22 protein-coding genes are annotated in these 22,972 nt (G+C 72.2%); 9 read left to right on the top strand and 13 right to left on the bottom strand.

Going from position 1 to position 22,972, the window contains the following annotated elements; genetic code table 11:
• Positions 1–2 precede the first annotated feature (2 nt).
• Complete coding sequence (locus O7626_RS09370) at positions 3–800, top strand: SAM-dependent methyltransferase (protein WP_278060764.1); 798 nt, start codon at positions 3–5, stop codon at positions 798–800.
• 85 nt (positions 801–885) lie between these two features.
• Here O7626_RS09370 and O7626_RS09365 read toward each other — a convergent pair whose 3' ends face one another.
• Positions 886–1,833 carry a LysR family transcriptional regulator gene (locus tag O7626_RS09365; protein WP_278060763.1) on the bottom strand — a complete coding sequence of 316 codons (948 nt, stop codon included), beginning with the start codon at positions 1,831–1,833 and terminating at the stop codon, positions 886–888.
• Between the two features lie 70 nt (positions 1,834–1,903).
• On the opposite strand from O7626_RS09365, the gene O7626_RS09360 reads away from it, so the two are divergent.
• From O7626_RS09360 to O7626_RS09330, 7 genes are all read left to right on the top strand, one after another.
• Positions 1,904–2,689 (top strand): class I SAM-dependent methyltransferase, encoded by a 786-nt coding sequence (locus O7626_RS09360; RefSeq protein WP_278060762.1) that lies wholly within the window; start codon positions 1,904–1,906, stop codon positions 2,687–2,689.
• A 1-nt stretch (position 2,690) separates the two neighbouring features.
• Positions 2,691–3,554: a class I SAM-dependent methyltransferase gene (locus O7626_RS09355; RefSeq protein ID WP_278060761.1), complete on the top strand. Its 864-nt coding sequence runs from the start codon at positions 2,691–2,693 to the stop codon at positions 3,552–3,554.
• Positions 3,555–3,768: 214 nt separating this feature from the next.
• Positions 3,769–4,368 carry a dihydrofolate reductase family protein gene (locus O7626_RS09350; RefSeq protein ID WP_278060760.1) on the top strand — a complete coding sequence of 200 codons (600 nt, stop codon included), beginning with the start codon at positions 3,769–3,771 and terminating at the stop codon, positions 4,366–4,368.
• A gap of 99 nt (positions 4,369–4,467) precedes the next feature.
• On the top strand, positions 4,468–5,628 hold the full coding sequence (locus O7626_RS09345) for a histidine kinase (RefSeq protein WP_278060759.1): 1,161 nt from the start codon (positions 4,468–4,470) through the stop codon (positions 5,626–5,628).
• Positions 5,625–6,281, top strand: coding sequence for a response regulator transcription factor (locus O7626_RS09340; RefSeq protein ID WP_278060758.1), 657 nt, complete (start codon positions 5,625–5,627; stop codon positions 6,279–6,281). Before O7626_RS09345 ends, O7626_RS09340 begins: the two co-directional genes overlap by 4 nt.
• A gap of 115 nt (positions 6,282–6,396) precedes the next feature.
• Positions 6,397–6,912, top strand: a complete 516-nt coding sequence (locus O7626_RS09335; protein ID WP_278060757.1) for a hypothetical protein — start codon at positions 6,397–6,399, stop codon at positions 6,910–6,912.
• A 110-nt stretch (positions 6,913–7,022) separates the two neighbouring features.
• Complete coding sequence (locus O7626_RS09330) at positions 7,023–7,682, top strand: MBL fold metallo-hydrolase (RefSeq protein WP_278060756.1); 660 nt, start codon at positions 7,023–7,025, stop codon at positions 7,680–7,682.
• Between the two features lie 81 nt (positions 7,683–7,763).
• Here O7626_RS09330 and O7626_RS09325 read toward each other — a convergent pair whose 3' ends face one another.
• The 9 genes from O7626_RS09325 to O7626_RS09285 all read right to left on the bottom strand — a co-directional run bounded on the left by O7626_RS09325 (position 7,764) and on the right by O7626_RS09285 (position 18,087).
• Complete coding sequence (locus O7626_RS09325) at positions 7,764–7,958, bottom strand: DUF397 domain-containing protein (protein ID WP_278060755.1); 195 nt, start codon at positions 7,956–7,958, stop codon at positions 7,764–7,766.
• A complete protein-coding gene (locus O7626_RS09320; protein WP_278060754.1) occupies positions 7,949–8,743 on the bottom strand; it encodes a helix-turn-helix transcriptional regulator in 795 nt (264 codons plus the stop codon). The genes O7626_RS09325 and O7626_RS09320 overlap by 10 nt, the downstream gene beginning before the upstream one ends.
• A 381-nt stretch (positions 8,744–9,124) precedes the next feature.
• The gene (locus O7626_RS09315) at positions 9,125–10,252 is read right to left on the bottom strand and encodes an amphi-Trp domain-containing protein (RefSeq protein WP_278060753.1); all 1,128 of its coding nucleotides are present in this window, start codon (positions 10,250–10,252) and stop codon (positions 9,125–9,127) included.
• A gap of 84 nt (positions 10,253–10,336) precedes the next feature.
• Complete coding sequence (locus tag O7626_RS09310) at positions 10,337–12,256, bottom strand: xylan 1,4-beta-xylosidase (protein ID WP_278060752.1); 1,920 nt, start codon at positions 12,254–12,256, stop codon at positions 10,337–10,339.
• A gap of 56 nt (positions 12,257–12,312) precedes the next feature.
• Positions 12,313–13,902, bottom strand: coding sequence for a glucoamylase family protein (locus tag O7626_RS09305; protein ID WP_278060751.1), 1,590 nt, complete (start codon positions 13,900–13,902; stop codon positions 12,313–12,315).
• Between the two features lie 19 nt (positions 13,903–13,921).
• A complete protein-coding gene (locus tag O7626_RS09300) occupies positions 13,922–14,827 on the bottom strand; it encodes a carbohydrate ABC transporter permease (RefSeq protein WP_278060750.1) in 906 nt (301 codons plus the stop codon).
• Complete coding sequence (locus O7626_RS09295; protein WP_278060749.1) at positions 14,824–15,801, bottom strand: sugar ABC transporter permease; 978 nt, start codon at positions 15,799–15,801, stop codon at positions 14,824–14,826. The genes O7626_RS09300 and O7626_RS09295 overlap by 4 nt, the downstream gene beginning before the upstream one ends.
• 1 nt (position 15,802) lies before the next feature.
• Entirely contained in the window at positions 15,803–17,065 is a 1,263-nt protein-coding gene (locus tag O7626_RS09290; protein ID WP_278060748.1) for a sugar ABC transporter substrate-binding protein, read from the bottom strand.
• Complete coding sequence (locus tag O7626_RS09285; protein WP_278060747.1) at positions 17,062–18,087, bottom strand: LacI family DNA-binding transcriptional regulator; 1,026 nt, start codon at positions 18,085–18,087, stop codon at positions 17,062–17,064. Before O7626_RS09285 ends, O7626_RS09290 begins: the two co-directional genes overlap by 4 nt.
• A 243-nt stretch (positions 18,088–18,330) precedes the next feature.
• Between O7626_RS09285 and O7626_RS09280 the strand changes: the two genes are divergently transcribed.
• The gene (locus O7626_RS09280; RefSeq protein WP_278060746.1) at positions 18,331–19,413 is read left to right on the top strand and encodes an NAD(+)/NADH kinase; all 1,083 of its coding nucleotides are present in this window, start codon (positions 18,331–18,333) and stop codon (positions 19,411–19,413) included.
• 19 nt (positions 19,414–19,432) lie between these two features.
• Here O7626_RS09280 and O7626_RS09275 read toward each other — a convergent pair whose 3' ends face one another.
• Genes O7626_RS09275 through O7626_RS09265 form a run of 3 tightly spaced genes read right to left on the bottom strand, consistent with a single transcriptional unit; the run spans position 19,433 to position 22,971 of the window.
• The gene (locus O7626_RS09275; RefSeq protein WP_278060745.1) at positions 19,433–21,115 is read right to left on the bottom strand and encodes a glycogen debranching protein; all 1,683 of its coding nucleotides are present in this window, start codon (positions 21,113–21,115) and stop codon (positions 19,433–19,435) included.
• Between the two features lie 36 nt (positions 21,116–21,151).
• Complete coding sequence (locus tag O7626_RS09270) at positions 21,152–21,961, bottom strand: carbohydrate ABC transporter permease (protein WP_278060744.1); 810 nt, start codon at positions 21,959–21,961, stop codon at positions 21,152–21,154.
• Positions 21,958–22,971 (bottom strand): sugar ABC transporter permease, encoded by a 1,014-nt coding sequence (locus tag O7626_RS09265; protein WP_278060743.1) that lies wholly within the window; start codon positions 22,969–22,971, stop codon positions 21,958–21,960. Before O7626_RS09265 ends, O7626_RS09270 begins: the two co-directional genes overlap by 4 nt.
• Between the last annotated feature and the right edge of the window lies 1 nt (position 22,972).

Here is a 22,972-nt window from a genome sequence, read left to right as displayed (position 1 = left end):
TCGTGACCCAGCAGGACTCCGCGTCGTCCGGTATCGACACCACCCAGATGAGCCACGCCCGCGCGTACGACTACGTGCTCGGCGGCAAGGACAACTTCGAGGTGGACCGGGAGGCCGCCAAGCAGGTCATCGGGCTCGCCCCGGACCTGCCCGCCCTGGGCAGGGCGCAGCGCCGGTTCCTGCTCCGGGTCACCCAGATGTGCGCCCGGGAGGGCATCGCGCAGTTCCTGGACATCGGCGCCGGCATCCCCACCGCGCCGAACGTGCACGAGAGCGCCCGGGCCGTCATCCCGGACGCCCGGGTGATCTATGTGGACAACGATCCGATCGTCTTCGTGCACAACCGGGCGCTGCTCTCCCCCGACGACAACGTCAGCTCGATCCAGGCGGACGTCCGGCGGCCGGACGAGATCCTCGACGACCCGGAGGTGCAGCGGCTGATCAACTTCGACGAACCGGTGCTGCTGCTCTTCATCGGCCTGTTCCACCTGGTCACCGACGCCGAGGATCCGGCGGCGCTGATCGCCCGGTTCCGCGAGCGGATGGCACCGGGCAGCTACATCTGCATCTCCCAGTTCTGCGTCGACGGCAGCGACCCGGCGGCCAAGGCGAAGCTGGAGGAGATCTCGGTGAACTCCCCGGCGCCGATGACCTTCCGGCGCCGGGACGACATCGAGCGGTTCTTCGAGGGTTTCGAGCTGCTCTCCCCCGGCGTCGTCGACGTGCAGCAGTGGTGGCCGGACGAGACCGCCCCGCCGACCATGCTCAAGGTCGCCGCCGGGGTCGCCCGGAAGCTGTAGACGCGGCGGTCCGGGCCGCCGTGCACCCAGCAACCCTCGACCGCCGTAGACCCGGCGAACGTGGGGTCGCCCGGGCCGGAGACGGTCAGCGTGAGTGCGCGGCGAGGTCGGTCAGCACCTCCAGCATCGCCGTGACCGCCGGTGCCCGGAACTGCGGCCGGGCCGTCACCGCGTAGAGCCGGCGGGTCGGCAGCACCGGGGTGGTCGGCCGCAGGACCAGGTCACGGCGTACCGCCACGGCGGCCAGGGTCGGCATCAGCATCACGCCGACCCCGGCCGCCACCAACGCCTGCTTGCCACTCCAGTCGTCGCACCAGAACCCGATCCGGGGTGCGGCACCGAGCGCCTGGGCCAGGGGTGCCACCGGACCGAGACAGTCGGGATGGGCGCCGTCGATCCAGGTCTCGCCGCTCAGGTCGGCCAGCTTGATCCGGCGGCGCCGGGCCAGCGGGTGCTGCGCCGGCAGGACGACCTGGAGCACCTCGTCGAGCAGGGGCACCAGTTCGACGTCCTCGACGTCCGCCCGGGGCAGGTCGGCACCGACCGGGGCGTCCCGGGCGGTCTGCGGCTCGTCGTACAGGTGCCAGTCGGTGAGCAGGGCGAGGTCGATCCGGCCGTCCCGTACCGACGGCAGCAGCGCCGTCTGGTCCGGTTGCCGCAGGCTCAGCGCCACACCCGGATGCAGCCGTCCGAACCGGCGGACCGCCTCGGGCACGAAGTGCGTGTTGACGCTCGGGAACGCCGCCAATCGGAGTTCGCCGGACTCCAACTCGGCGAAGGTGGCGAGCCGGGCCTCCAGGTCGCGCAGCCGGGTGAGACTGTCCCGGGCGAGTTCGATCGCCACCGCACCGGCCGGGGTCGGCCGGACACCCCGGGCGTCCCGGCTGAACAGCCGTACGCCGAGCCGCCGTTCCAGGCCGGCGACCTGGCGCGACACGGCGGGTTGGGTCAGCGAGAGCGCGGCCGCCGCCGCCGAGAACGACCCCCGCTCACCGACCGCGACGAGCACCTGCAACGACCACGGGTCAAGCATGTGTGGAGCTTATGGCAGACCCTACCGATCCGCAGTTGTGCGCATAACACTTCCGGCCCACGCTTGACCGGTGAGTCCGATCAGCACGGCAGGCGCGAGCCAGCGGGACGCCGGTACCGACGCGGTCACCGCCGCCCAACTCGCCGACCAGGTTGCCTTCCTCGCCGACTGGCTGCCCCCGGCGCCGGCCCGGATCCTCGACGCGGGATGCGGGCGCGGCGCCCTCGCCCGCGCCCTCGCCCGCGCCGGCTACGCCGTCCTCGGCGTGGACGTCGACCCGCTGGCCGTCGGGGCCGCCGCCACACGGGGGGTGGCGGCCCTGGTGGCCGACCTGGCCGGCTACCGGGACGAGTACCTTTTCGACGCGGTTGTCTGTTCGCTCTCCCTGCACCACATGCGCGATCTCGCCGCCGCGGTCCGGCGGGCGCGGTCGCTGCTGCGACCCGGCGGGATCCTGGTGGTCGACGAGTTCGCCTGGGAGCGGGCGGACGCCGGCACGGCCGCCTGGTACCACGACACCGCCGCGCTGCTCGCCGCCGCCGGGCGGCTCGGACCGGAACCCGACGTCACCCCGGTCGCGACGCCCCACGACCACTGGATGCGACGGCACCGGGACGAGCAGCGCCTGCATCCCGGCGAGACGATCGTCGACGAGATCGGCAGGCACTTCGAGATCCGGGAGACCGTCCGGGTGCCCTACCTGCATCGCTATCTGGGCCAGGGGCTCGGCGACGACGCCGACGGGCTGGCCACGTTCACCGTACTGCGACAGATCGAACACCTGCGGGTGGCCGACGGGAGCCTCACCGCGGTGGGCCTGCGGCTGCTCGCCCAGGCCCGTACAGGAGGGAACTGAGATGCACATCGTCAACACCGACCAGGCCGAGGCGTGGAACGGGCCGGAAGCCGCCAACTGGGCCGCGCGGACCGACCGGGACGACCCGGTGAACGGCGCGCTCACCGAGACCCTGCTCGACGCCGCCGCGATCGAGCCCGGAGATCGGGTACTCGACATCGGCTGCGGCACCGGCGACACGACCCGACGGGCCGCCAGCCGGGCCGCTCCGGGTCGGGTGCTCGGCGTCGACCTCTCGGCACTGATGCTCGACCGCGCCCGGGTCGCCGCGAGCACCGCCGGCCTGCACAACGTCGAGTTCGCCCAGGGCGACGTGCAGGTGTACCCGTTTCCCGGCAACGGTTTCGACGTCGCGATCAGCCAGTTCGGCGTCATGTTCTTCGCCGAGCCGGTGGCGGCGTTCCGCAACGTCCACTATGCGCTGCGGCCCGGCGGGCGGCTGGCCTTCGTCTGCCCGCGCGCCATGACCGAGAACGCCTGGTACGTCGCACCGATGTCCGCGCTGTACGGCCGGCACGACCCCGGCCGCCGGAACACCGGCCGGCGCGATCCCGACCGGCTACCCGACTCGGCGATGTTCTCGCTGGCCGACCCGGACCGGTTGACGAACGTGCTGAGCCGGGCCGGCTTCACCGACGTACAGCCCCGGCCGGTCGACGCCCCGATGGCGTTCGGCGCCGACGTGCACGAGGCGGCCCAAGGGTTCCTCGGCTCGGGCCCGGTACTGGCCGTCCTGCAACAGCCGGACGGACCGAGCCTCGAGGAGGCCCGGGAGATCCTGGTCGATGTGGTGCGCCCGTACGAGGGGCCGGACGGGGTACGGATCCCCGGCGCCTCCTGGCTGGTCACCGCCCATCGCCCGTAGTCGGCACCGACGGCAGCGGGACGGCAAGCGGCAAGCCGGCCGCACCGGCGGGACGCTGGATCGACGGGAGGCTGCCACGGCGGGAGGCTGCGTCGGCGGGACGCTGGATCGACGGGACGCCGCGACGGCGGGACGCCGGGGCAGGACGCGCTGCGGTAGCGTCCGGGCACTGGTCACCGCCGGTGAACAGGCTGTCCGCCGCGCGGAGGGTTTCATGGGCAACCGGGTCGTCTGCGACATCTCGATCTCCGTCGACGGATTCGTCGCCGGTCCAGGGCAGAGTCGGGAGCAGCCGCTCGGCGGTGGCGGAGCCGAGCGGCTGCACAGCTGGTTGTTCGAGGCGCAGGACGAGAACCGGGCGGAGATCGACGCGATCGTCTCGGCCGGTGCCTTCGTGATGGGACGCAACATGTTCGGGCCGATCCGGGGCGAGTGGCACCTGGACTGGCAGGGCTGGTGGGGCGAGGAGCCGCCCTACCACGGGCCGGTCTTCGTGCTGACCCACCATCCCCGGGAGCCGTTGACGATGAAGGGCGGCACCACCTTCACCTTCGTCACCGACGGCATCGAGGCGGCACTCGATCGGGCACGGGCCGCCGCCGGTGACCGGGACGTGGCCATCGCGGGCGGGGCGGCGACGGTCAACCAGTACCTGCGGGCCGGGCTGGTCGACGAACTGCGTACCCACGTCGCCCCGGTGGTCCTCGGGGCGGGTGAACGGCTTTTCACCGACGTACCCGGGTTGGAGCTGCGGCTGCTCTCCGCCAGGGCCACCTCGCTGGTCAGCCACGTCAGCTACCGGATCGTGCGCTGACCCCGCCGCCGGCGGCCCGCCGCCGGAAGGGGACCGGCGGCGGCGACCGTACTTTCGGCCGGTTCGGCGGGTGGGTCGGACTCTCGTAGCCTGACCAGCGTGTACGTTCCGAACCGCCTGGCCGGACGGGTCCGGGTCGCCGCCGACGTCGGGCTCGGCGTCCTCCTCGGCGCGACCCTGCTGGGCACCGTGATCGCGCTGGCCGCCAGCTGGGGCGGCCGGTACTGGCTGTCCGACCTCGCCGCCGGAGCCGTGGGTTCCGCCGTCGCCCTGACCCGCCGGCGGCACCGGCTCCGGGCGGCGGTCGCCGGGCTGGGCGTCGCGGCCGTCGCCATCGCTGTCGCCCGGTCCGCCGGACTGCCCGCCGAGCCCGGTCCCGCGCTGGCCCTCGCCCTCGCCGTGCTCGTCGGATCCGCGCTCCGGCACCTCCCACCCCGGTCGGCCGGCGCGGTCGCGGGTGCCGGGCTGGCGATCGTGGTCGGCGCCCAGCTCGCCTTCCCGTCCTCCTCCGGCGGCGGCCTCGGCGCCGTTCCCGCACTGAACGCGGCGGGCTGGCTCGCCGCGCTGGCCGGCGGGCTGGGACTGCGGCTGCTGGCCGCCCGCCGGGCGGCGGCGACCGAACGGGTACGCCAGGACGAGCGCCTGGCACTGGCGCGGGAACTGCACGACGTCGTCGCCCACCACATCACCGGCATCGTGGTGCAGGCCCAGGCGGCCCAGATCGTGGCGCGCCGGCACCCCGAGCGGGCCGGTGCGGCCCTGGCCGGCATCGAGTCGGCCGGCTCGGACGCGCTGGCCGCGATGCGCCGGGTGGTGGGACTGCTGCGCGACACCGACGACGCGGCCCCGACCGGCGCCGACCCCGAGCAGCTCGGCGAGCTGGTCAGGCGCTTCGCCGACCACGGGCCGCCGGTGCGGCTGCGGCTGCCGGACGGCGAGGACACCTCGGACTGGCCCCCGGAGGTGGCGAGCACGGTGCACCGGGTGGTGCGGGAGTCGCTGACGAACGTCGCCCGGCACGCCCCGCAGGCCCGGTCGGTCACCGTGACCGTCGCCCGGGACGGGACGGCGCTCACCGTCGAGGTCGTCGACGACGCCCCGCCGGCCGGGTCGCGCTATCCGCACCGGGCCGGCTACGGGCTGGTCGGGATGCGGGAACGCCTGGAGGCGCTCGGCGGCACCCTCCGGGCCGGTCCGGGTCCGGAGGCGGGCTGGGCGGTACACGCCAGCCTGCCCGTTCCGGTCGGGGACCGCCGGTGACCATCCGGGTGCTGGTCGCCGATGACCAGGCGATGGTACGCAGCGGTCTGCGGCTGATCCTGACCGACCAGCCCGACATCGACGTGGTCGCCGAAGCCTCCGACGGCGGTCAGGCGGTCACACTCGCCCGGCGGCTGCGCCCGGACGTCTGCCTGGTCGACATCCGGATGCCCCGGCTGGACGGGATCGAGGTGACCCGTGCGCTGGCCGGTCCCGACGTCCCCGATCCGCTCCGGGTGGTCGTGGTCACCACGTTCGACCTGGACGAGTACGTCTACGGTGCGCTGCGCAACGGAGCGGTCGGCTTCGTACTCAAGGATGCCGGGCCGGCGTTGCTGGTCGAGGCGGTCCGGGCCGCGCACGCCGGGGACGCCCTGGTCTCGCCCGCGGTGACCGTGCGGCTGCTGCGCCGGCTGCGCGGCGTCGGTGCGCCCGGCAGCGCACGTCCGGCCCGGCCGCTCTCCGAACGGGAGACCGAGGTCGTCCGGGCCATCGCCCGGGGCCGCACCAACCAGGAGATCGCGGCCGAGCTGTTCATCTCGCTGAGCACAGTCAAGAGTCACCTATCCGGCATCCAGCGCAAACTGGGGCTGCGCAACCGGGTCGAGGTCGCCGCCTGGGCCTGGGAGAACCAGGTCGTCGGCCTCGGCTGACGGGCCCGGTACACCGAGATCGGCCGCCCGCTGCCCGCCCTGGCATAGCCCGCCGCGAATAGCATCGGGGTTTCCGATCCGCAGAGGACGCAGTGGACACGGGAGGGACACGACCATGCGGAAACCGCAACCGGCACCTGAGATCGCACTTGTCGCCGTCGCCGACGACGACACGTTCGCGCACGCCTATCCGGACGTACCCACCCTGCTGTGCGATCCGGTCGTCACCGGTGCGCACCGCGACGAGCTGGAATTCTTCGACGCCGAGGGACGCCGGCTGAACCCGGTGACCGGCCCGACCGGCGAGCTGACCGGGCTGCGGGCGGGCGCCGGGGAGCCCGACCCGGACGCGCTGCGGCACCGGCTGGCCCGGGTCGTCCGACACGTCGAGACCCACCTGCGGGCACGGCCCGAGCTGGTCGAGCGGTTCGGGATCGCACCGGAGGCGGCGATCGCGGCGCTGCCCGACCCGGAGCGGCTCAGCCTCGCCGAGACCCTCGCCGTGCTGCCGCACCAGGACCGGCCGGAGGTGCGACGGACCGCCTGGTGGCAGCCTGACGTTCCCGCTTACGCACACTCGGACGGCTGGTTCCACAACGCGATGCACGCGGCGGGCTGGACGCACCCCTGAGCCTTCCGCACGTACCGGGCGGGGTGGGTTGGCAGCGACCCACCCCGTCCCCGGTTTGACATCCTGACCTGCGGGTAGCCCGCCGGGACATCTGGCGGACGGGGCGGCGGTTGAGGATCGCGAAATACCTGCACTCGTGCCTGCTGGTCGAGCAGGACGGGGTACGGCTGCTCATCGACCCCGGCCGGTTCAGTTTCGTGGAGGGTCGGGTGGATCCGATGGACTTCGCGCCGCTGGACGCCGTCGCCCTCACCCACCACCATCCGGACCAAGCCGACCCGGAGGCACTGGCCGCGATCGTGCACCGGACCGGGGCACAGCTGATCGGCAACCTGGAGACCGCCGGGGCGCTGGGTGCGGAAGGGCTGGACGTGACAGTGCCGGCCGACGGCGGGTACGAGATCGGCCCGCTGCGGCTGGAGGCCATCCCCGCCGACCACGAGCCGATCCTCGACGACCACACCCCGGCCAACACCGCATATCTGGTCGGCGGTCGGCTGCTGCACTGCGGCGACTCGCTGCATCCGAAGCTGCTCGCCCACCGGGGTGTCGCGGTCGCGGCGGTACCCGTGATGGCGCCGTTCCTGACCGAGCGCGCGGTGGCCGGCTTCGTCGCGCAACTCCAGCCCGGCGCGGTGTTGCCGGTGCACGACGGCCATGCCCGGGACTTCTTCCTCCGGCAGCGCTACGAGACCTACCGCCGGTACGTCGAACGACTCGGCATCACCTTCCACGCCCTGACCGAGCCCGGAGCCGCCATCACGATCTGACGCGCACAGCCCGGAGGCACCGGACGGGCAGCAGGGCTGGCCGGCGGTGCGGCCTGGCCGGCAGCGCGGTCGATCGGCTGGTTACGGGCGCCGGGCGACCTCGGTGACGAACGCCCGCCACGCGGGCGGAGCGAACCTCAGTGTCGGCCCCGGCCGGTCCTTGCTGTCCCGGACCAGGACCCGACCCGGAAGGTTGTCGGCCACCTCGACACAGTTGCCGCCCTGCCCGTTGCTGCGGGAGGACTTCCGCCAGCGCGGACCGTCGATCAGCTCCATGACTCCGCCGCTTCCGTGAGGAGTTCGAGGGACGGGCGTGCAGGAAGAGCGTACTCGCGGATCGCCTCCCAGACCTCGTCGAGCGCGGCGACCCGGTCCGGGTCCTCGACCACCCGGCCGTCCAGCGGATCGTCCAGGAAGGCGACAGTGCGGCCGTCGACGGTGGCCAGCGCCAGCGGCCCGTTGAGGCCGGGATAGCCGCCCACCGAGGCCGGCACCACGGTCACGCTGACGTTCGGCAGGGCGCAGGCCCGCACGATCGCGTGCAGTTGCCCGGCCATCACCTGTGGTCCGCCGACCGGCCGGCGCAGCACCGCCTCGTCCAGCACGGCGAAGAGCCGGCACGGCCGCTCCGCCCGGTGCAGCACCTCGGCGCGGGCGATCCGGGCCGCCACCGCGGCGTCCAGGTCCGGCACCCGGGTGCCGGCATCGCCGAGGATGGCCCGCGCGTACTCCTCGGTCTGGAACAGGCCGGGCACCACCGCCAGTTCGAAGCTCCGGATCATTGTGGCCCGCTGCTCGTCGTCGAGCCAGGGTCGGATGAAGGCCGCACCGCCGGCGTAGGCCCGCACGTCGGCGACGGACCCCTGGAACAGGTCGCCGGAATCGAAGACGGCGTCGAGTTGCCGCGCCGTGTCGGACCGCGGGATCAACCGGTTGGTCTCGAACTTGGCGACGAGCGATGTCGAGACGTGCAACCGGTCGGCGAGCTGTTCCTGGGTCAGGGTGGACCTGGAACCAGCGTACTTGAGAATTCTTCCTATTCCTCCGTTGTGATTCGACATTCCTCACCTTTCCCGGTGCACGTGATCGGGCCTGTCAGCTCTGTCCACGACGGGAGAGGTCATGAGATTCGGTCGCAGGATCAAGCCGTATCACCGCCGGAACTGACGCTGACTCTGGCGATACTGCCGGTGCGGCTATCGGTGGCGCTGCCCCGACTCGGTCGACCTCGTCCCGATGCCGTACTCCCCGAAGGTGCCGCCGCTGACGAACGCGGAATACCGGGCCGCGATGCGCACCCGAGTATCCGGACCGGGTGCCTCGGAGATGTTGGACGTCCCGCCGGGCCGGTTGGCCGGGGTGTCGTCGTGGAATCGGCGCCGGGCGGGTCGGAGCCGGAAAGCCGGCCCGGCCCGCCCGGTGCCCGTACTGCCGAGCGGCGCCTACCAGGCGCCCGCCGTCGGCCGGTCGTCGCGCGGCGGCTCCACCGGGCTCGGCCGCCAGAGCGGCTGCCCGGCGGTGGATTCCTCGTCCCGCTCAACCTGAGCAGGCGTTCCAGTCGACTCCGCAGTCCCGGAGGCGGTCTGCTGCACATTTTCGGACGCAGTCTGCCCCGCAGTTCCGGAGGCGGTCTGCTCCGCAGGCTCGGTGACAGACGATGGCTCCGCAGTGTCGGAGACATACGTCGGCTCCACAGCCTCGGAGACATACGTCGGTTCCGCAGGAGCGGAGAGATGGCTCGGTTCCGCAGGAGCGGAAGGATGCGTCGGTTCCGCAGGCTCGGAGGCGGTCGGCGTGGCGGGGCTGGACACCTGGACCGGATCCGTCGGAATCGGCGCCCACGCTGGCTGCACCGGGTGGGAGTTCTCCGTCCGTTCCTCAGCCGGGCTGGACACGACCGCAGGCGCGACGGCAGGCGCGACGGCAGGCGCGACCGCAGGCGTGACGGCCGCAGCGGTCACGGCCGGGACGGCAACCGGCGACGACCAGGCCCCGGTGGTGGTGACCGGTTCGGCCGCCGCCGCATGCTTCGGGCTCTCCGCCGGCTTCGGAGTGATCTGCTCCGACGGTGGGGTGGCGTCGCCCTGCTCGGAGTTCTCCTCCTCGTCCTCGGAGTCTCCGGCCGGTCCGTCCTCCTCGTCCGCCGCCTCTCCTGCGGCGGTTTCCTCGTCCTTCTCCTCGCCGTCCTCCTCCTCGCCGTCCTCGGCCTCGTCGCCCTTCCCGCCTTCCGCCTCCTCCCCAGCTTCCCCGTCGCCCTCTTCCTCGCCCGCGTCTTCCTCGTCTTCTTCTACGTCTTCTTCTACGTCTTCTTCGTCGTCTTCGTCTTCGTCGTCATCCGCGACGGCGGCGGCAGCAGCCTGCGGATCGTGCCAGGAGAACTCGATCTCGATGGAGATCTCGCTGCCCTCGCGCTCGATCTCCAGTTCACAGTGGACCCGTTCACCGACCGTGACCGAGCCGGCAGCGCCGTAGTAGACCTTCCCGCCGGACTCCAGCTGACTGGCCAGCAGGCGCAGCCAGCCGGCCAGATCCTCTCGCGCCACCATCCGCTCGTCCTCGTAGATTTCCATGGCCGACATGCTCGCACTGCACGCGAGATCCGCCACGTCTGGGTGGTCGGCATGCTGGTGACTGCGAAAACGGCCAGAACCTTGCTACGACACCGCTTCGAGGCGCAGGAAGGACACAGCGGGCATCGGAAGCGGGAACTCGACCGTGCAGGTCCCGTCGTCGGCGGCCAGCACCTGCTCCGGCTGGTACTCGTCCAGCCTGTCGCGGCTGTGCAGCGTCTCCCACTGCTCCTCCGTCGGCCAGTCGCCGCCGCCGAGTTCCTGCCAGACCCGGACGATGTTGGAGTGCTCGGCGTCGAGCCGCCAGTGGCGTACCCGATAGGAGCCGGCGGTCAGGCCACGGACCTCGACCCGGACGGTTCGGTCCAGCCGGGCTTCCCCACCGGCCTTGGACTGGTCGAGGGTGCCGTTCCAGGCCAGCACCGTCACCGCGCCGTCGTCGCCGCACGCGGCCCACGCCTCGACCAGGCTCTCCGCGCCGTCCCCGGTAAGCGTGGCCGGCAACTCCCGCTCGCCGAGCCGGTCGGCCAGGGCGAGCGCCCAGAACCGGGGCTTGCGCAGGTTGCCGACGGTGAGCAGCCCGAAGCCGCCGTGGAAGAGCCGGGGCGGTCGGCCCAGCTCCTCGAAGTGGTCGGAGGCGACCCAGTAGGCGAGCGCGTCCAGCCGGTTGGCCGCCGAACGCATGCCGCGCAACAGGAAGGCGGCGGCGAACACGTCGTCGCTGACCGGGTTGAAGTGGGTCGGCGTGACCCCCCACTCCGTCCAGAGGATGCCGAGGTCCGGCCGGCCGTGCCGGGCACAGACCGGGCGGAAGTCGAGCGGCGGGGCGCCGTAGGCGTGCGTGGAGACGAAGTCGACCGGCGCACCGGAGCCGTCGACGTGGTCCAGCAGTTCGCCCACCCAGCCGGCGGCGGCCGAGGAGGGGCCGCCGACCGTGAGCCCGGGGTCGACGTCCCGGACCGCGCCGGCGGTCACGTCGTAGAGGCGCATGAACTCGGCCCGGGTACCGGACCAGAACACCTCCAGGTTCGCCTCGTTCCACACCTCGAACGGCCAGTGCCGCACCTCGTCCCGGCCGTAGCGCTCGATCAGGTGGCCGACCAGGGCCCGGACCAAATCGGCCCAGCGCTGCCAGTCCCGGGGCGGCGAGACGATCGCCCCGTACACGAAGACGGTCTTGGTCGGGTCGCTGGCCAGGTCCCGGGGCATGAACGACAGCTCGACCACGGGACGCAGGCCGAGGCCGAGCAGCCGGTCGTAGACCTCGTCCACCCGGCTGAAGTCGTACACCGGCTCGCCGTCGACCTCGCGGTATACGCCGAGGTCGTCGCAGAGGATGGCGTGCGCCCGGACGCTGTCGACGTGCAGCTCGGTACGCATGACGCGCAGCGCCTCGGCGAATTCCGCACCGATCGGGCGCCCGCCCGTCGTCTCCGTGCTGAGTAGGTGACTCAGATGCTCGGAGCCGACCATCGGGCGCCACGGCCGGTGCAGTGGCCGGGTCGGTCCGGCCGCCTCCACCATCACCCGCACCAGCGGATCGACCCCGGCGTCGCCCCGGTCGTCGGCACCCGCACCCCGGGCCGCCCCGTCGAGAGCGGTTCCGTCGAGCGCGGTTCCGTGCAGGGACGCTGCCCGTACCGGCTCCGACGGTGTCCCGGGCTGGTCGACGTCGCGCAGTGCCGCCACCGCGTATTCGTAGACGTGGCCGGGGTCGCCGGTGGTGTCCGCGTACGGCGGATGCGGCACCGCCAGCACGTCGCCACCGTGATGGTCCAGCGGTGTCAGCGGGTCGTCCCCGGCCGACCTGTACACCTGGTAGCCGACCGCCTCCGGCACCGGCGTCCAGTCGAGGGTGACCTGTCCCCGACCCGGACGCGCCACCAGGGCGGACGGAGCGTCGAGGGTCTGCGGCCCGGCGCCGGTCCGGCGCCGTCCTATCCGCCCCTGCCAGTCCGCCCGGGCCCGCTCCGCGTTCTCGGCGCTCGTCGTCTGTTCGCTCATCCTCGCGTGATCCTCCGTGTGGCTGGTCTGCCGTCTCTGCTGCCGCCCGGGTTCGGCTACTGCCGGGGCGGTACGGAGAACTCCTCCACCCGCATCACCGGCCGGAGCAGCCGTTCCGCCCCGCCCGGGGTGAACTGCCGGCGCAGTACGTCGTCGCCGAGCAGGTTGCCCAGGGCACCCAGCACCATCCCCTGGTCGAGCGCGAGATACCGCTTGGCGACGGTGCCGCTGCGCACCGCCACCGAGTCGTAGAAGCCGCCGGGGCCGTAGACGTCGAACTCCCGGCGCAGCTTCGCCAGCTCGGCCTGGGCGGCGGCCGGTGCGTACGGCAGGGCCAGCACGACCGCGTGCGGGGTGACCACGCCGTCGCCGTAGGTCACCGGTTCGGGCTGGGCGGGGCGGTCGGGGCAGCCGGCGAACCCGTGGTCGACGCTGGTCCGCTCCTGGTCACTTGTGTAGCCGGGACCGTCCAGCCCCATCGCGTCCACCCCGTACTCGCGGTAGCCGCCGGCCGGGTCGGAGGCGGGCGAGAAGCCCCAGTGGCCGTACTTCGCGTCGTCGAGGCCGTGCGCGATCTGGCCGCGTACGTAGACCGGGTGGTTGCGGCCCCAGCTCTGCGGCCCCCACCGGACCTCGGGTACGAACATGTCCGGCATGAACACCTCGAACATGTCCCCGCCCCAGGAGGGTACGAACTGAAGGCCCCGGTAGCGGTAGGCGCCCTCGAAGACCGGGACCCCGGCGTACTCCCGCCAGCCGCCGACCGGCTTCATCTCCTGCCAGGACCAGTCGCAGGTGTCCGGGAAGGTGCGCCAGGGGCCGAAATAGTGTGCCGGCGGCACCTGTGCACGGGCGATCGCGACATAGCTGATCATGCGGGTCTCGCTGTTCAAGGCGCCGTAGGTGTGGCAGGTGTAGTGCACGTCCGGACCCCGTCCCCGGTAGTTGCCGGGCAGCGAGCAGCCGGGCGGCGGCTCGACCCAGAAGCCGCCGCGCATCAGCCCGACCGGCACGTCGGCGCCACGCGCCTGCGGGTCGTAGTAGAAGCCGAAGTCCATCGCGTCCAGCAGCGGGTCGGACTTGCGGCGCAGTTGCGGCAGCGCGTTGTGCACCACCATCAGCGCGGCGGCCAGCCAGGCGTTGTCCACACTGGACGCGAATGGGTGCACCGGCGTGCCGTCGACCGGCCAGGTGTGCAGCAGTTCCAGGGTCGCCGGGTCGTACCAGTTGAAGAACATCCCGGAGTCGGCGTGCCGGTCGAGCCGGGCCAGCGAGTCCAGGGCGGTCTCCACCCGCCGGACCAGCTCCCGCTCGCCGATCAGCTTCAGCTCGCGGGCCGCCACCGCCGACCAGATGTACGAGCCGACGTTCGTCGGCGAGGTGTACCTCGACCGGCTGCCCGGGGCCAGGTCCCCGTCGATGTTGTCGGCCGGCAACCCGGTACCCGGGTCGGTCATCGCCACCATCGACCGCCAGGTGTCGGCGGCCAGGCGCAACGCGCCGGCCCGGTCGACGCCGGCAGGCAATCCGGCAGGTGACCCGGCCGGTGCGGTGTGGGCCGGCGGGGCGGCCGTGGCGGCGCCGGCCGGGACGGTCAGCGCCAGGGTGAGGGTCGCCGTCAGGGCGACCCGGAGGGGACGGATCATGATTACCTCCGGAGGTACGTCACTTCAGTCCGGTGGTCGCGATGCCGCGCACGAAGTGCCGCTGCAACACGAGGAAGACGATCACGACGGGCAGCACCACCACCGCCGAGCCGGCGAGCAGCAACCCGAACTTGGTCTGGTTCTGCCCGACGCTGTAGAGCGCCAGCGCGACCGGCAGGGTGTACTTGTCCTCGGTGGTGGCCACCACCAGTGGCCAGATGAAGCTGTTCCAGTGCGCGAGGAAGGTGAGGATGCCGAGGGCGGCCAGCGCCGGCCGGCAGAGCGGCAGCACGATCCGGACGAAGATCCGCAGCTCGCTGGCGCCGTCGACCCGGGCCGACTCGACCAGTTCGTCGGGGATGGAGAACATGAACTGCCGCATCAGGAACGCGCCCAGCGCGCCGGCCAGGAACGGCAGCACCAGCGCGGCGTAGGTGTTTGTCAGCCCCAGGTTGGCGATCAGCACGAAGAGCGGCACGAAGGTCACCATGCTGGGCACCATCACCGCGCTGAGGACCAGCCCGAACAGGGCCCGGCGGCCCGGAAAGCGCAGCTTGGTCAGCGCGTAGCCGACGGCCGAGCAGAAGACCAGGTTGCCGGCGGTGACCAGGGTGGCGACCAGAGCCGAGTTGAAGAAGTACGTCGGGAAGTCGAGCCGGCCGAACAGCTCCCGGTAGTTGTCCAGGGTGAACTGCTCCGGCCACCAGGTCGCCGGGACGAGCCGGATCTCCGCCTCCGACTTGAACGACGAGATCAGCATCCAGAGGAACGGGCCGACCATGGCGAGCAGGCCCGCCACCAGCACCACGTGCAGCACGACCGTGGCCACCCGGTCCCGACGGCGGCGTACCGGCCGGCGCGCACCGTCGCCCGCGACCGGCGGTACGGCCACCGGCGGGCGTGGACTCGTCACCGGGGCACTCACCTCGACACCTCCTCGGAGGAGCGGAGCAGCCGGAACCAGAGGATCGACAGCAGCACGATGGCTACGAAGAGCACGTAGCTCATCGCCGACGCGTAGCCGTAGTTGCCGAACCCGAACTGGTTGTAGATGTGGTACGAGACCGAGAGCGTCGAGTTGAGCGGACCGCCCCGGGTCATCACCAGCGGCTCCTCGAAGAACTGGAGATAGCCGATGGTCCCGATCACCCCGACGAAGAGCAACGTGGGGCGCAGCGACGGCAGGGTCACGTAGCGGAACTGCTGCCAGCCGGTTGCCCCGTCGATCCGGGCCGCCTCGTAGAGGTGCTGCGGGATCGCCTGCAAGCCGGCAAGGAAGATCACCATCTGGTAGCCGAGGTTGCGCCAGGCCGCCATCACGATCAGCGACGGCAGGGCCAGGTCGGTCCGGCCCAGCCAGTTCGGCCCGTCCAGCCCGACCAGCCGGAGCAGGTTGTCGACGAGCCCCGAGTCGGGTTGCAGCAGGAACCGCCAGACCACGGCCACCGCCACGATGCTGGTCACCACCGGCAGGTAGTAGCCGACCCGGAACACCGTACGCAGCCGGGTCAGCCCCGAGTTGAGCCCGAGCGCCGCCGCCAACCCGGCCACCATGGTCAGCGGTACGCCGAGCAGTACGAAGATCGCGGTGTTCACGGCGGCCCGCACGAACAGCTCGTCGTCGAGGAGCCGGGCGTAGTTGCGCAGCCCGACGACGTTCACCGCGAACGGGCTGCGCAGGTCGGCGCTGCGCAGGTCGGTGAAGCTCATCAGCAGCGAGGCGAGCACCGGACCGGCCAGGAAGACCAGGAACAGCACGGTGAACGGCAGGGCGAAGCCCCACCCGGCCACCGCCCGGCGCAGCCGTGGACCACCGCGTCCGCGCCGGGTGCCCGCCTCGGGGCGCCGGGTGCCCGGGTCGGTGGACCGGGTGCCCGCCTCGGGGGCGACGGCGGTCATCTCAGACCCCGGTGCCGATCGAGGTGGCCCGCTGCTGCATCGCCCTGGCGGCGTCCTCCGGCGTCGCACCCGCCTTGGCCATCTTCTCCACCTCGCCGTCGATCGCGGCGGCAACCTGCTCCCAGGTGGGGATCGCCGGTGGCGACTTGGCGTCCGCCAGCTGCCTGCCGAAGGTGGAGAGCAGCGGGTCGCCGCGCAGCGCCGGGTCGTCCCAGCCCTGCTGCACCGCCGGCAGGTCGCTGCTGGTCTGGTACCACTTGGTCTGCACCTCGGGCCGGCTCAGGTAGGCGACGAACTTCCACGCCCCGTCCCGGTTCTTCGCGTCCCTGAAGACCGCAAGGTCGCCGCCGCCGACGAAGGAGGTGGCCGACTGCCGGCCCGGCATCGGCCAGAGCTGGAACTTGCCCTCGCCACCCTGCTCCTTGAGCACCCCGATGTGCCAGGGGCCGGAGGGGAAGGCGCCGATCTCGCCCTTCAGGAAGGCCGGTTCGAGCGCGCCCTGGGCGAGGTCCTTCGGCGCGAGCCCCTCGGCGAAGAACGACCGGTAGTACGCGTACGCCTCGACGGCCTGCGGGCTGTCCAGGGTGAAGGTGCCGTCGGGGGCCACGTCGCCGCCGTTGGACCAGACGAACGGCATCACGGTCTGCCAGGTGCCGATCGCCGAGCCCGGCGGTTGCAGGTTGACTCCCCACCTGGCACCGCCCCGGGTCTTCAGCGCGGTGACCGCGGACTTGAACTCCTCCCACGTCTTCGGCGGCGCGGTGATCCCGGCCCGGCCGGCGACGGCGGAGTTGACGTAGAAGAGCCGGGTCTCGACGTACCACGGCACGCCGTAGGAGGTGCCGTCGACGACCGTGGTGTCCCAGGCGCCGGCGAAGAAGTCCTCCTTCTTGATCAGGTCGGTCGGGGTCGGGTCCAGGCCACCGGTCTTGGCGAACTCGCCCATCCAGGTGCTGCCGATCAGGCTGAGGTCGGGGGTCTGCCTCCCGGCGATGGCGGTGGCCAGCTTGTCGTGCGCGCCGTCCCAGGGGATCGGCGTCACTGTCACCTTGGCGTCCGGGTTCTCCCGCATGAAGTCCTGGGCGAGGACGGAGAGCTTCTCCCCCTCGGTGCCCATCGCCCAGACCGTGATGTCACCGGTCGCCTTCCCCTCGCCGACCGGTGCCGCCGCCTCCTCGGCACCGCCGCTGTCCCGGCCGCAGCCGGTCGCCACGAGCATCGCCGCGAGCGCCACGGCGGCACCCGCCCGTCTCCATGTCGTCATCTCGAACCTTTCGTCTCGGCGTCGTGTGGACCGCAGCTCGACCGCACGACGAGCCTGGTCGGGAGTACCTCTCGACGGACCGCGGCCTGGCTGCCGGCCGTCCGGTCCTGCAACCACCGGGCCGCGGTCGCGCCCAACTCGCGCATCGGCTGGTGCACGGTGGTGAGCCCGGCGTAGCGGGCCGCCATCACGTCGTCCCAGCCGGTGACCGCGACGTCGGTGGGCACGGCCAGCCCCAGCTCGGCGGCGGCGGCCAGGGCGCCGAGCGCGACCTCGTCGTTGGCGCAGACCAGCGCCTGCGGCCGGGACGGTCCGGCGAGTACCCGCCGGGCGGCCCGCTGGCCGGCGTCCACGTCGAAGGCGCACCGCACCGGCGCCCGGGGCGGGGTGTGCCCGGCGTCCGACAGTGCCGCCCGGAACGCCGTGTACCGGTCGGTCACGTCCGGCGAGGAGTCCGGGTCGCCCAGGTAGGCGAACCGCCGGTAGCCGTGCCCGAGCAGGTGCTCGACGACCCGCCGGGCGCTGTTGTCGTTGTCGGCGGTGACGGTGTCCAGGTTGCCGACCGCACCCCTGGCCAGCAGCACGGTCGGCACCCCGGTCTCGGCCACCCGCGCGACGACCTCGTCGGCGACCGTCCGGCCCATCACCACCATCCCGTCCACCCGGCGGGCCAGTTCGAGCACCTTGCGTTCCGGGTCCGGTCGGGCGTGCGTGGCCAGGATGAGCACGCTGTTGCCGAGTTCGGCGGCGACCTCCTCGTAGCCGAGCACCACCTCGGAGTAGTACGGCCCGGAAAGGTCGGGGAAGACGATGCCGTTCGCCGCGTGCCGTCCCTCGGCCAGCGACTGCCCCAGCCGGTTGGGTCGGAACTGCAACTCCTCGACCGCCGCCAGCACCCGGCGACGGGTCTCCGGTGCGACGTAGTCGGTGCCGCGCAGTGCTCGGGACACGGTGGCGATGGAGACACCGACCCGTTGGGCGACCTCGTAGATGGTCGCCTGTCGCCGGTCCTGCACCGCCATCGCCAACTCCCAGCAAGTCGGACCAAATCCTGCCGGAAGCGCTTACAGGACTCTCCCTGACGTAGCGTTTCCGGAAGCGCTTACAGAGGCTCAGCCTGGACCCGACGGCTACCGCTGTCAAGCCGAGCGGCGGCCCGATCACGGCGGGTCCGGGTGCCCGGCAGCGGCGGCGGGCACCGCCCCTTGCGAGCCGGGCGGCCAGGTTCGTGATAGGCAGTGCCGAGGACCGCACAGGCAGTGCCGATGACCGTGCCCGGATCGTTCACCGCCGGAGGGCCGGTGGCGTGGGTGCCAGGCAGGAGATACGAGAACATGACGGGTCAGCGGATCGGCCTGGTGGTGCACCAGGGCCGGGCGGCGGCGGTCGCGGCGGCCGAGACCGTCCGGCGCTGGGCCGACGACCACTCGGTCGGGGTCAGCGACATCGACGTCTGGGGGGCCGCCTCGGCAGACCGGCGGCGCAACGCCGGGGACGAGGCGGAGGCCGCCGGCCATCCGGCGCTGGTGGTGACGATCGGTGGCGACGGCACGTTCCTGCGCGGCGCCCGGATCGCCGCCAAGGACGGGGTGCCGGTGCTCGGCATCAACGTCGGCCGGGTGGGCTTCCTGACCGAGATCGAGCCCACCGAGATCGACACCGCGCTGGACGCCTTCTTCTCCGACCGGGTACAGCTCGACGAGCGGCTGATGCTGACGCTCTGCGCCTCCCGGCCGATGGAGATCCCCGGCGGGATGGAGGCGCTGCTGCGCTACGGGCGCGGGCCGCTGCTGCCGCCGCCCCCGCCGCTGCCGCTCACCGTCGAACCTGTCGACCAGCCGGGGGTGGCGCTGGACGTCACCGCGCTCAACGACATCGTCTTCGAGAAACTGGCCCGGGACCGGCAGGCCAGCCTCGGGGTCTACCTGGACCAGACCCTCTTCGCGTCCTACTCGGCCGACGCCCTGGTGGTGGCCAGTCCGACCGGCTCGACCGCCTACAACTTCGCCGCCGGTGGCCCCGTCCTCTCCCCCAGGCTCGCCGCGCTGGTCCTCACCCCGGTCGCCCCGCACATGGTCTTCAACCGCAGCCTGGTGATGGCCGCCGACGAGCCGGTCACGGTACGCGTACTCGACCGGTCCGGTCAGGTGGCGGTGAGCGTCGACGGGCAGCTCCGGGGCGTACTCGACCCCGGCGACTGGGTGACCGTGCTGCCGGCAGGCGAGCCGGCCCACCTGGTACGGCTCCGCCCGTCCCGGTTCTACTCCCGGTTGCGGGAGCGGTTCTCCCTGGCCGACGCGCCGGCCGCGGTGGCCGACAGCCGGCGTCCCGACCAGGCCGACGGCTGACCCCTGCTCCCCGGTGCCGTCAGGAGCCTCGGTGTACGAAGCCGGCGGCGAGGATGAGATAGCTGCTGGCGGTCCAGGTGTAGGCGCGGTCCCGCAGGCCGGCGCCGGTTTCGGCGTCGAAGTTCTCGGCGAAGCCGGACTTCTCGCAGAGAGCCCGGAAGCGGTGGCTGATCTCGTCGGCGAGTCCGGTGTGCCCGGCGCGGCGCAGGCCGTCCTCGACCAGGACCGTCGACGGTGCCCAGATCGGGCCGCGCCAGTAGCCGTCGGGGACGTAGTGCGGCGAGTCGACGGGTTCGGTGGCCAGGCCGTGCGCGGTCAGGTGCGTCTCGATCCGGCCGGCGAGCGCCGCGCCGACCTCGGCGGGCAGGTCGTCGCCGAGGACGATCGCCAGCAGGTCGAGCAGGCTGGTGCTGGCCCGCCGTTCGCCGGTCGCCGGGCTGCGCGCGTCGAACCGGTCACCGGCCCAGAGCTGGTCGAGCATCGCGGCGCGGATCCGGTCCGCCTGCCCGGCCCAGCGCCCGGCACCGGGCCGGCCGAGTTCGGTGGCCAGGTCGGCCAGGCAGCGCAGCTGCACGACCAGGAACGACGCCAGGTCGGCGCTCTGCACGACCCGGTCGCCGTCGAAGGTGGTGGCGTTGTCCCAGCCGCTGTCGTTGCCGTGCTGGTAGTGCGGCAGTTCGTGGCCGGGCACCCGGCGTGCCTCCAGCCAGAATTCGGTCCAGCGGGCCAGCCGCTCGTACGTCCGGGTCAGCTCGGCCCGGCCCACCGGCCGGTCGAGGCGCTGCCGCAGGTGCCGCAGGGCCCAGCCGTGGATGGGCGGCTTGACGAAGTTGTAGAGCACCTCCGAGTGGGTCACCGAGTCCGGCAGCGCCCCGCTCGGGTCCTGGTGGTCGAAGGGGAGCTGGAACTGGTGCCAGGCCAGCTCCGGCTCGCCGGTGGCCAGTGCGATGGCGTTGAAGCAGTGATCCCAGCTCCAGACCTTGTCCATCCAGTGCTTGGACATCAGCACCGCCGGACGGGTGACGAACCCGGCGGGTGCGACGGTGGCCGACCACAGCACGTAGGCGGCCAGTTCGGCCGCGGGAGTCTGCGGGGTACGCCACGGCGCGACCGCGTCGACGAACCCGGCGAAGGCCGTGGCCGCCGCCCGGTGCAGCTCGTCGAACGGGACGTCGGTGGTGTACGGGCGGCGGGCGGCCTCGTACTCCTCGATGGCGATCTCCCACGGCTGCCCGGCGGGCAGCGTCAGGTGCCGCTCGGCGGTGCCCAGCGCCGAGACGCCGCCGGACCGCTCCAGCTCGCCCGCGAGCAGGGTGAGCCGGTAGCGGCGGCCGGTCTCGTACGAGGTGAAGACGTGGGCACCGTCGACCGGGTCGCGGTACAGGTAGATGCCGCTGAACGGGGTGAGCGTGGCCGGCGCGGCGGCGATCCGCATGCCGAGCCCGTCGCCGCGCAGCCGGACGGTGTCCGGGCTCTGGTACGCCAGCTCGACGCGCCCGCTGCCGTGCCGCCAGCTGAGCAGGCTCGGCGTGGCGACGACCGTGACGTCCGGGCGCGACGGGGTGAACCGGAGTACGACGTGCATGCCGGTCTGGTGTGAGACCAGGTGCAGGTCCTCGGCATAGGTGTGCTCGGCCACCACCGGTGAGACGTTGAGCCAGGATCCGCGACAGCTGAACGGAATGTCCTGGATGGAGAACATGGGCGGCAGCTCACTTTCTCGGTTCTCGACGGCTTGTCAGTCCTTGACGGCGCCGGCCGTCACACCGGCCGCGACGTAGCGCTGGGCGAGCACCAGCAGGATGGTGGCCGGGATCGAGGCGACCACGGCGGTGGCCATGATGGCGTTCCACTGCTGGTTGTTGTTGCCGATGTACTGGTAGATGCCGAGCGTGATCGGCTGGTGCTCGCCGCCACCGGCCAGGGTGGAGGCGAAGACGAAGTCCGACCACGCCCAGAGGAACGCGAACAGCGACACGGTGACGACGGCGTTGCGGCTGACCGGGAGCACGACCGACCAGAAGGTGCGCAGCCGGCCGGCCCCGTCGACCACGGCGGCCTGGATCAGCTCCTCGGGGATGCCGGACATGAAGGCGGTGAAGACGAGCACGGCGAACGGCACCGCGATCGTCGAGTCGGCGAGGATCAGGCCGGGGAGCGAGTTGAGCACGCCGAGGTTGAGGTAGATGGCGTAGAAGCCCATCGCCATGATGATCCCGGGGATCATCTGTGCGGTCAGCAGCACGAAGCCGAGTACGCCGCCGCCGACCGGGCGCAGTTTGGCCAGCGCGTACCCGGCCGGCGCCGCCAGCAGCACGGTCAGCGCCACCGTGCCGAGCCCGACCAGCAGGCTCGTGCCGAGGTACGGCAACTGCTGGTCGAGTACCGCCCGGTAGCCCTCCAGCGTGCCGTCGGTCGGGAACAGGTGTGGTGGCGAGGCCCGCATGTCCTGGTCGCGGGTGAACGACACGTTGACCATCCAGTAGACCGGGAAGAGCATCACGGCCGTCAGGAGGAGCCCGAGGACCGTCTTCGCCGCCCGCCTCATGCCTGCTGCCTCCGCTGGCTCCGGATGTAGACGAGTCCGAAGACCAGCGCCAGCACTATCAGCAGGTTGCCGACGGCCGCACCGGGCCCGAAGGCGGGCAGCACGTTGCCGAAGCCGAGCCGGTAGGACCAGGTGGCGAAGGTGGTCGAGGAGTCGGTCGGGCCACCCCTGGTCATGATCCAGATGATGTCGAAGACCTTGAGCGTGTAGACCAGCCCGAGCAGCAGCGTGATCGCCGACACCGGCCGCAACAGCGGGAAGGTGACCCGCCAGAACCGCTGCCATCCGTTCGCCCCGTCCAGCGCCGCCGCCTCGTCGAGCCCGCCGGGGATGGCCTGGAGGCCGCTGTAGAGCACCACGAGGTTGAACGGGATGCCGATCCAGACGTTCGCGATGATCACCGAGACCAGCGACCAGTCGGGCGAGGTGAGCCAGTTGACCGGGCCGATTCCGACCGCGCCGAGGGCGGCGTTGACCAGACCGGCGTCGCTGTTGAGCATCCACGACCAGGTGGAGGCCGAGACGATCAGGGGCAGCAGCCAGGGTACGAGGAACAGCGCCCGCAGCGTCCGGGACAGCGGGAAGTGCTGGTGGAAGAAGACCGCGAGGGCCATCCCGATGGTGAACTGGAACAGCAGCGAGGCACCCGTGAACACGACCGTGTGCAGCAGCGCCGGGCCGAAGGTCTGGTCGGCCAGGATCCGCTGGTAGTTGTCCAGCCCGGCGAACGGCGCACCGCCCTGCACGAACGAACGCACCGTGTACTCGCGCAGGCTCAGCTCGACGTTGCGATAGAGCGGGTACGCGTAGAACGCCAGCAGGTAGAGGGTCACCGGGGCGAGGAACGCCCACGCCGCCCACCCGCCTCCGCCGGGCCGTCGGCGACCAGCGACCTTGCGGTGCCGGCGGCCCGGCGGGTTTCGCTCGGGTGGGGCGGCGGCCACCACCCCACCCGAGCTCGCCGGCGCCCTACCCGAGCTTGCCGGCGCCGGCACCGTGTGGCTGGTCATC

The organism is Micromonospora sp. WMMD1102 (assembly GCF_029626265.1).
Taxonomy (GTDB): domain Bacteria; phylum Actinomycetota; class Actinomycetes; order Mycobacteriales; family Micromonosporaceae; genus Plantactinospora.
This window is presented reverse-complemented; position numbering and strand designations above follow the sequence as displayed.

Coding starts and splice junctions, on each gene's coding strand:
- O7626_RS09365 (WP_278060763.1), bottom strand. CDS start 1,833: ATGCTTGACCCGTGGTCGTTGCAGGTGCTCGTCGCGGTCGGTGAGCGG.
- O7626_RS09355 (WP_278060761.1), top strand. CDS start 2,691: ATGCACATCGTCAACACCGACCAGGCCGAGGCGTGGAACGGGCCGGAA.
- O7626_RS09350 (WP_278060760.1), top strand. CDS start 3,769: ATGGGCAACCGGGTCGTCTGCGACATCTCGATCTCCGTCGACGGATTC.
- O7626_RS09335 (WP_278060757.1), top strand. CDS start 6,397: ATGCGGAAACCGCAACCGGCACCTGAGATCGCACTTGTCGCCGTCGCC.
- O7626_RS09325 (WP_278060755.1), bottom strand. CDS start 7,958: ATGGAGCTGATCGACGGTCCGCGCTGGCGGAAGTCCTCCCGCAGCAAC.
- O7626_RS09320 (WP_278060754.1), bottom strand. CDS start 8,743: ATGTCGAATCACAACGGAGGAATAGGAAGAATTCTCAAGTACGCTGGT.
- O7626_RS09315 (WP_278060753.1), bottom strand. CDS start 10,252: ATGGAAATCTACGAGGACGAGCGGATGGTGGCGCGAGAGGATCTGGCC.
- O7626_RS09310 (WP_278060752.1), bottom strand. CDS start 12,256: ATGAGCGAACAGACGACGAGCGCCGAGAACGCGGAGCGGGCCCGGGCG.
- O7626_RS09305 (WP_278060751.1), bottom strand. CDS start 13,902: ATGATCCGTCCCCTCCGGGTCGCCCTGACGGCGACCCTCACCCTGGCG.
- O7626_RS09295 (WP_278060749.1), bottom strand. CDS start 15,801: ATGACCGCCGTCGCCCCCGAGGCGGGCACCCGGTCCACCGACCCGGGC.
- O7626_RS09290 (WP_278060748.1), bottom strand. CDS start 17,065: ATGACGACATGGAGACGGGCGGGTGCCGCCGTGGCGCTCGCGGCGATG.
- O7626_RS09285 (WP_278060747.1), bottom strand. CDS start 18,087: ATGGCGGTGCAGGACCGGCGACAGGCGACCATCTACGAGGTCGCCCAA.
- O7626_RS09280 (WP_278060746.1), top strand. CDS start 18,331: ATGACCGTGCCCGGATCGTTCACCGCCGGAGGGCCGGTGGCGTGGGTG.
- O7626_RS09275 (WP_278060745.1), bottom strand. CDS start 21,115: ATGTTCTCCATCCAGGACATTCCGTTCAGCTGTCGCGGATCCTGGCTC.
- O7626_RS09270 (WP_278060744.1), bottom strand. CDS start 21,961: ATGAGGCGGGCGGCGAAGACGGTCCTCGGGCTCCTCCTGACGGCCGTG.
- O7626_RS09265 (WP_278060743.1), bottom strand. CDS start 22,971: ATGACCAGCCACACGGTGCCGGCGCCGGCAAGCTCGGGTAGGGCGCCG.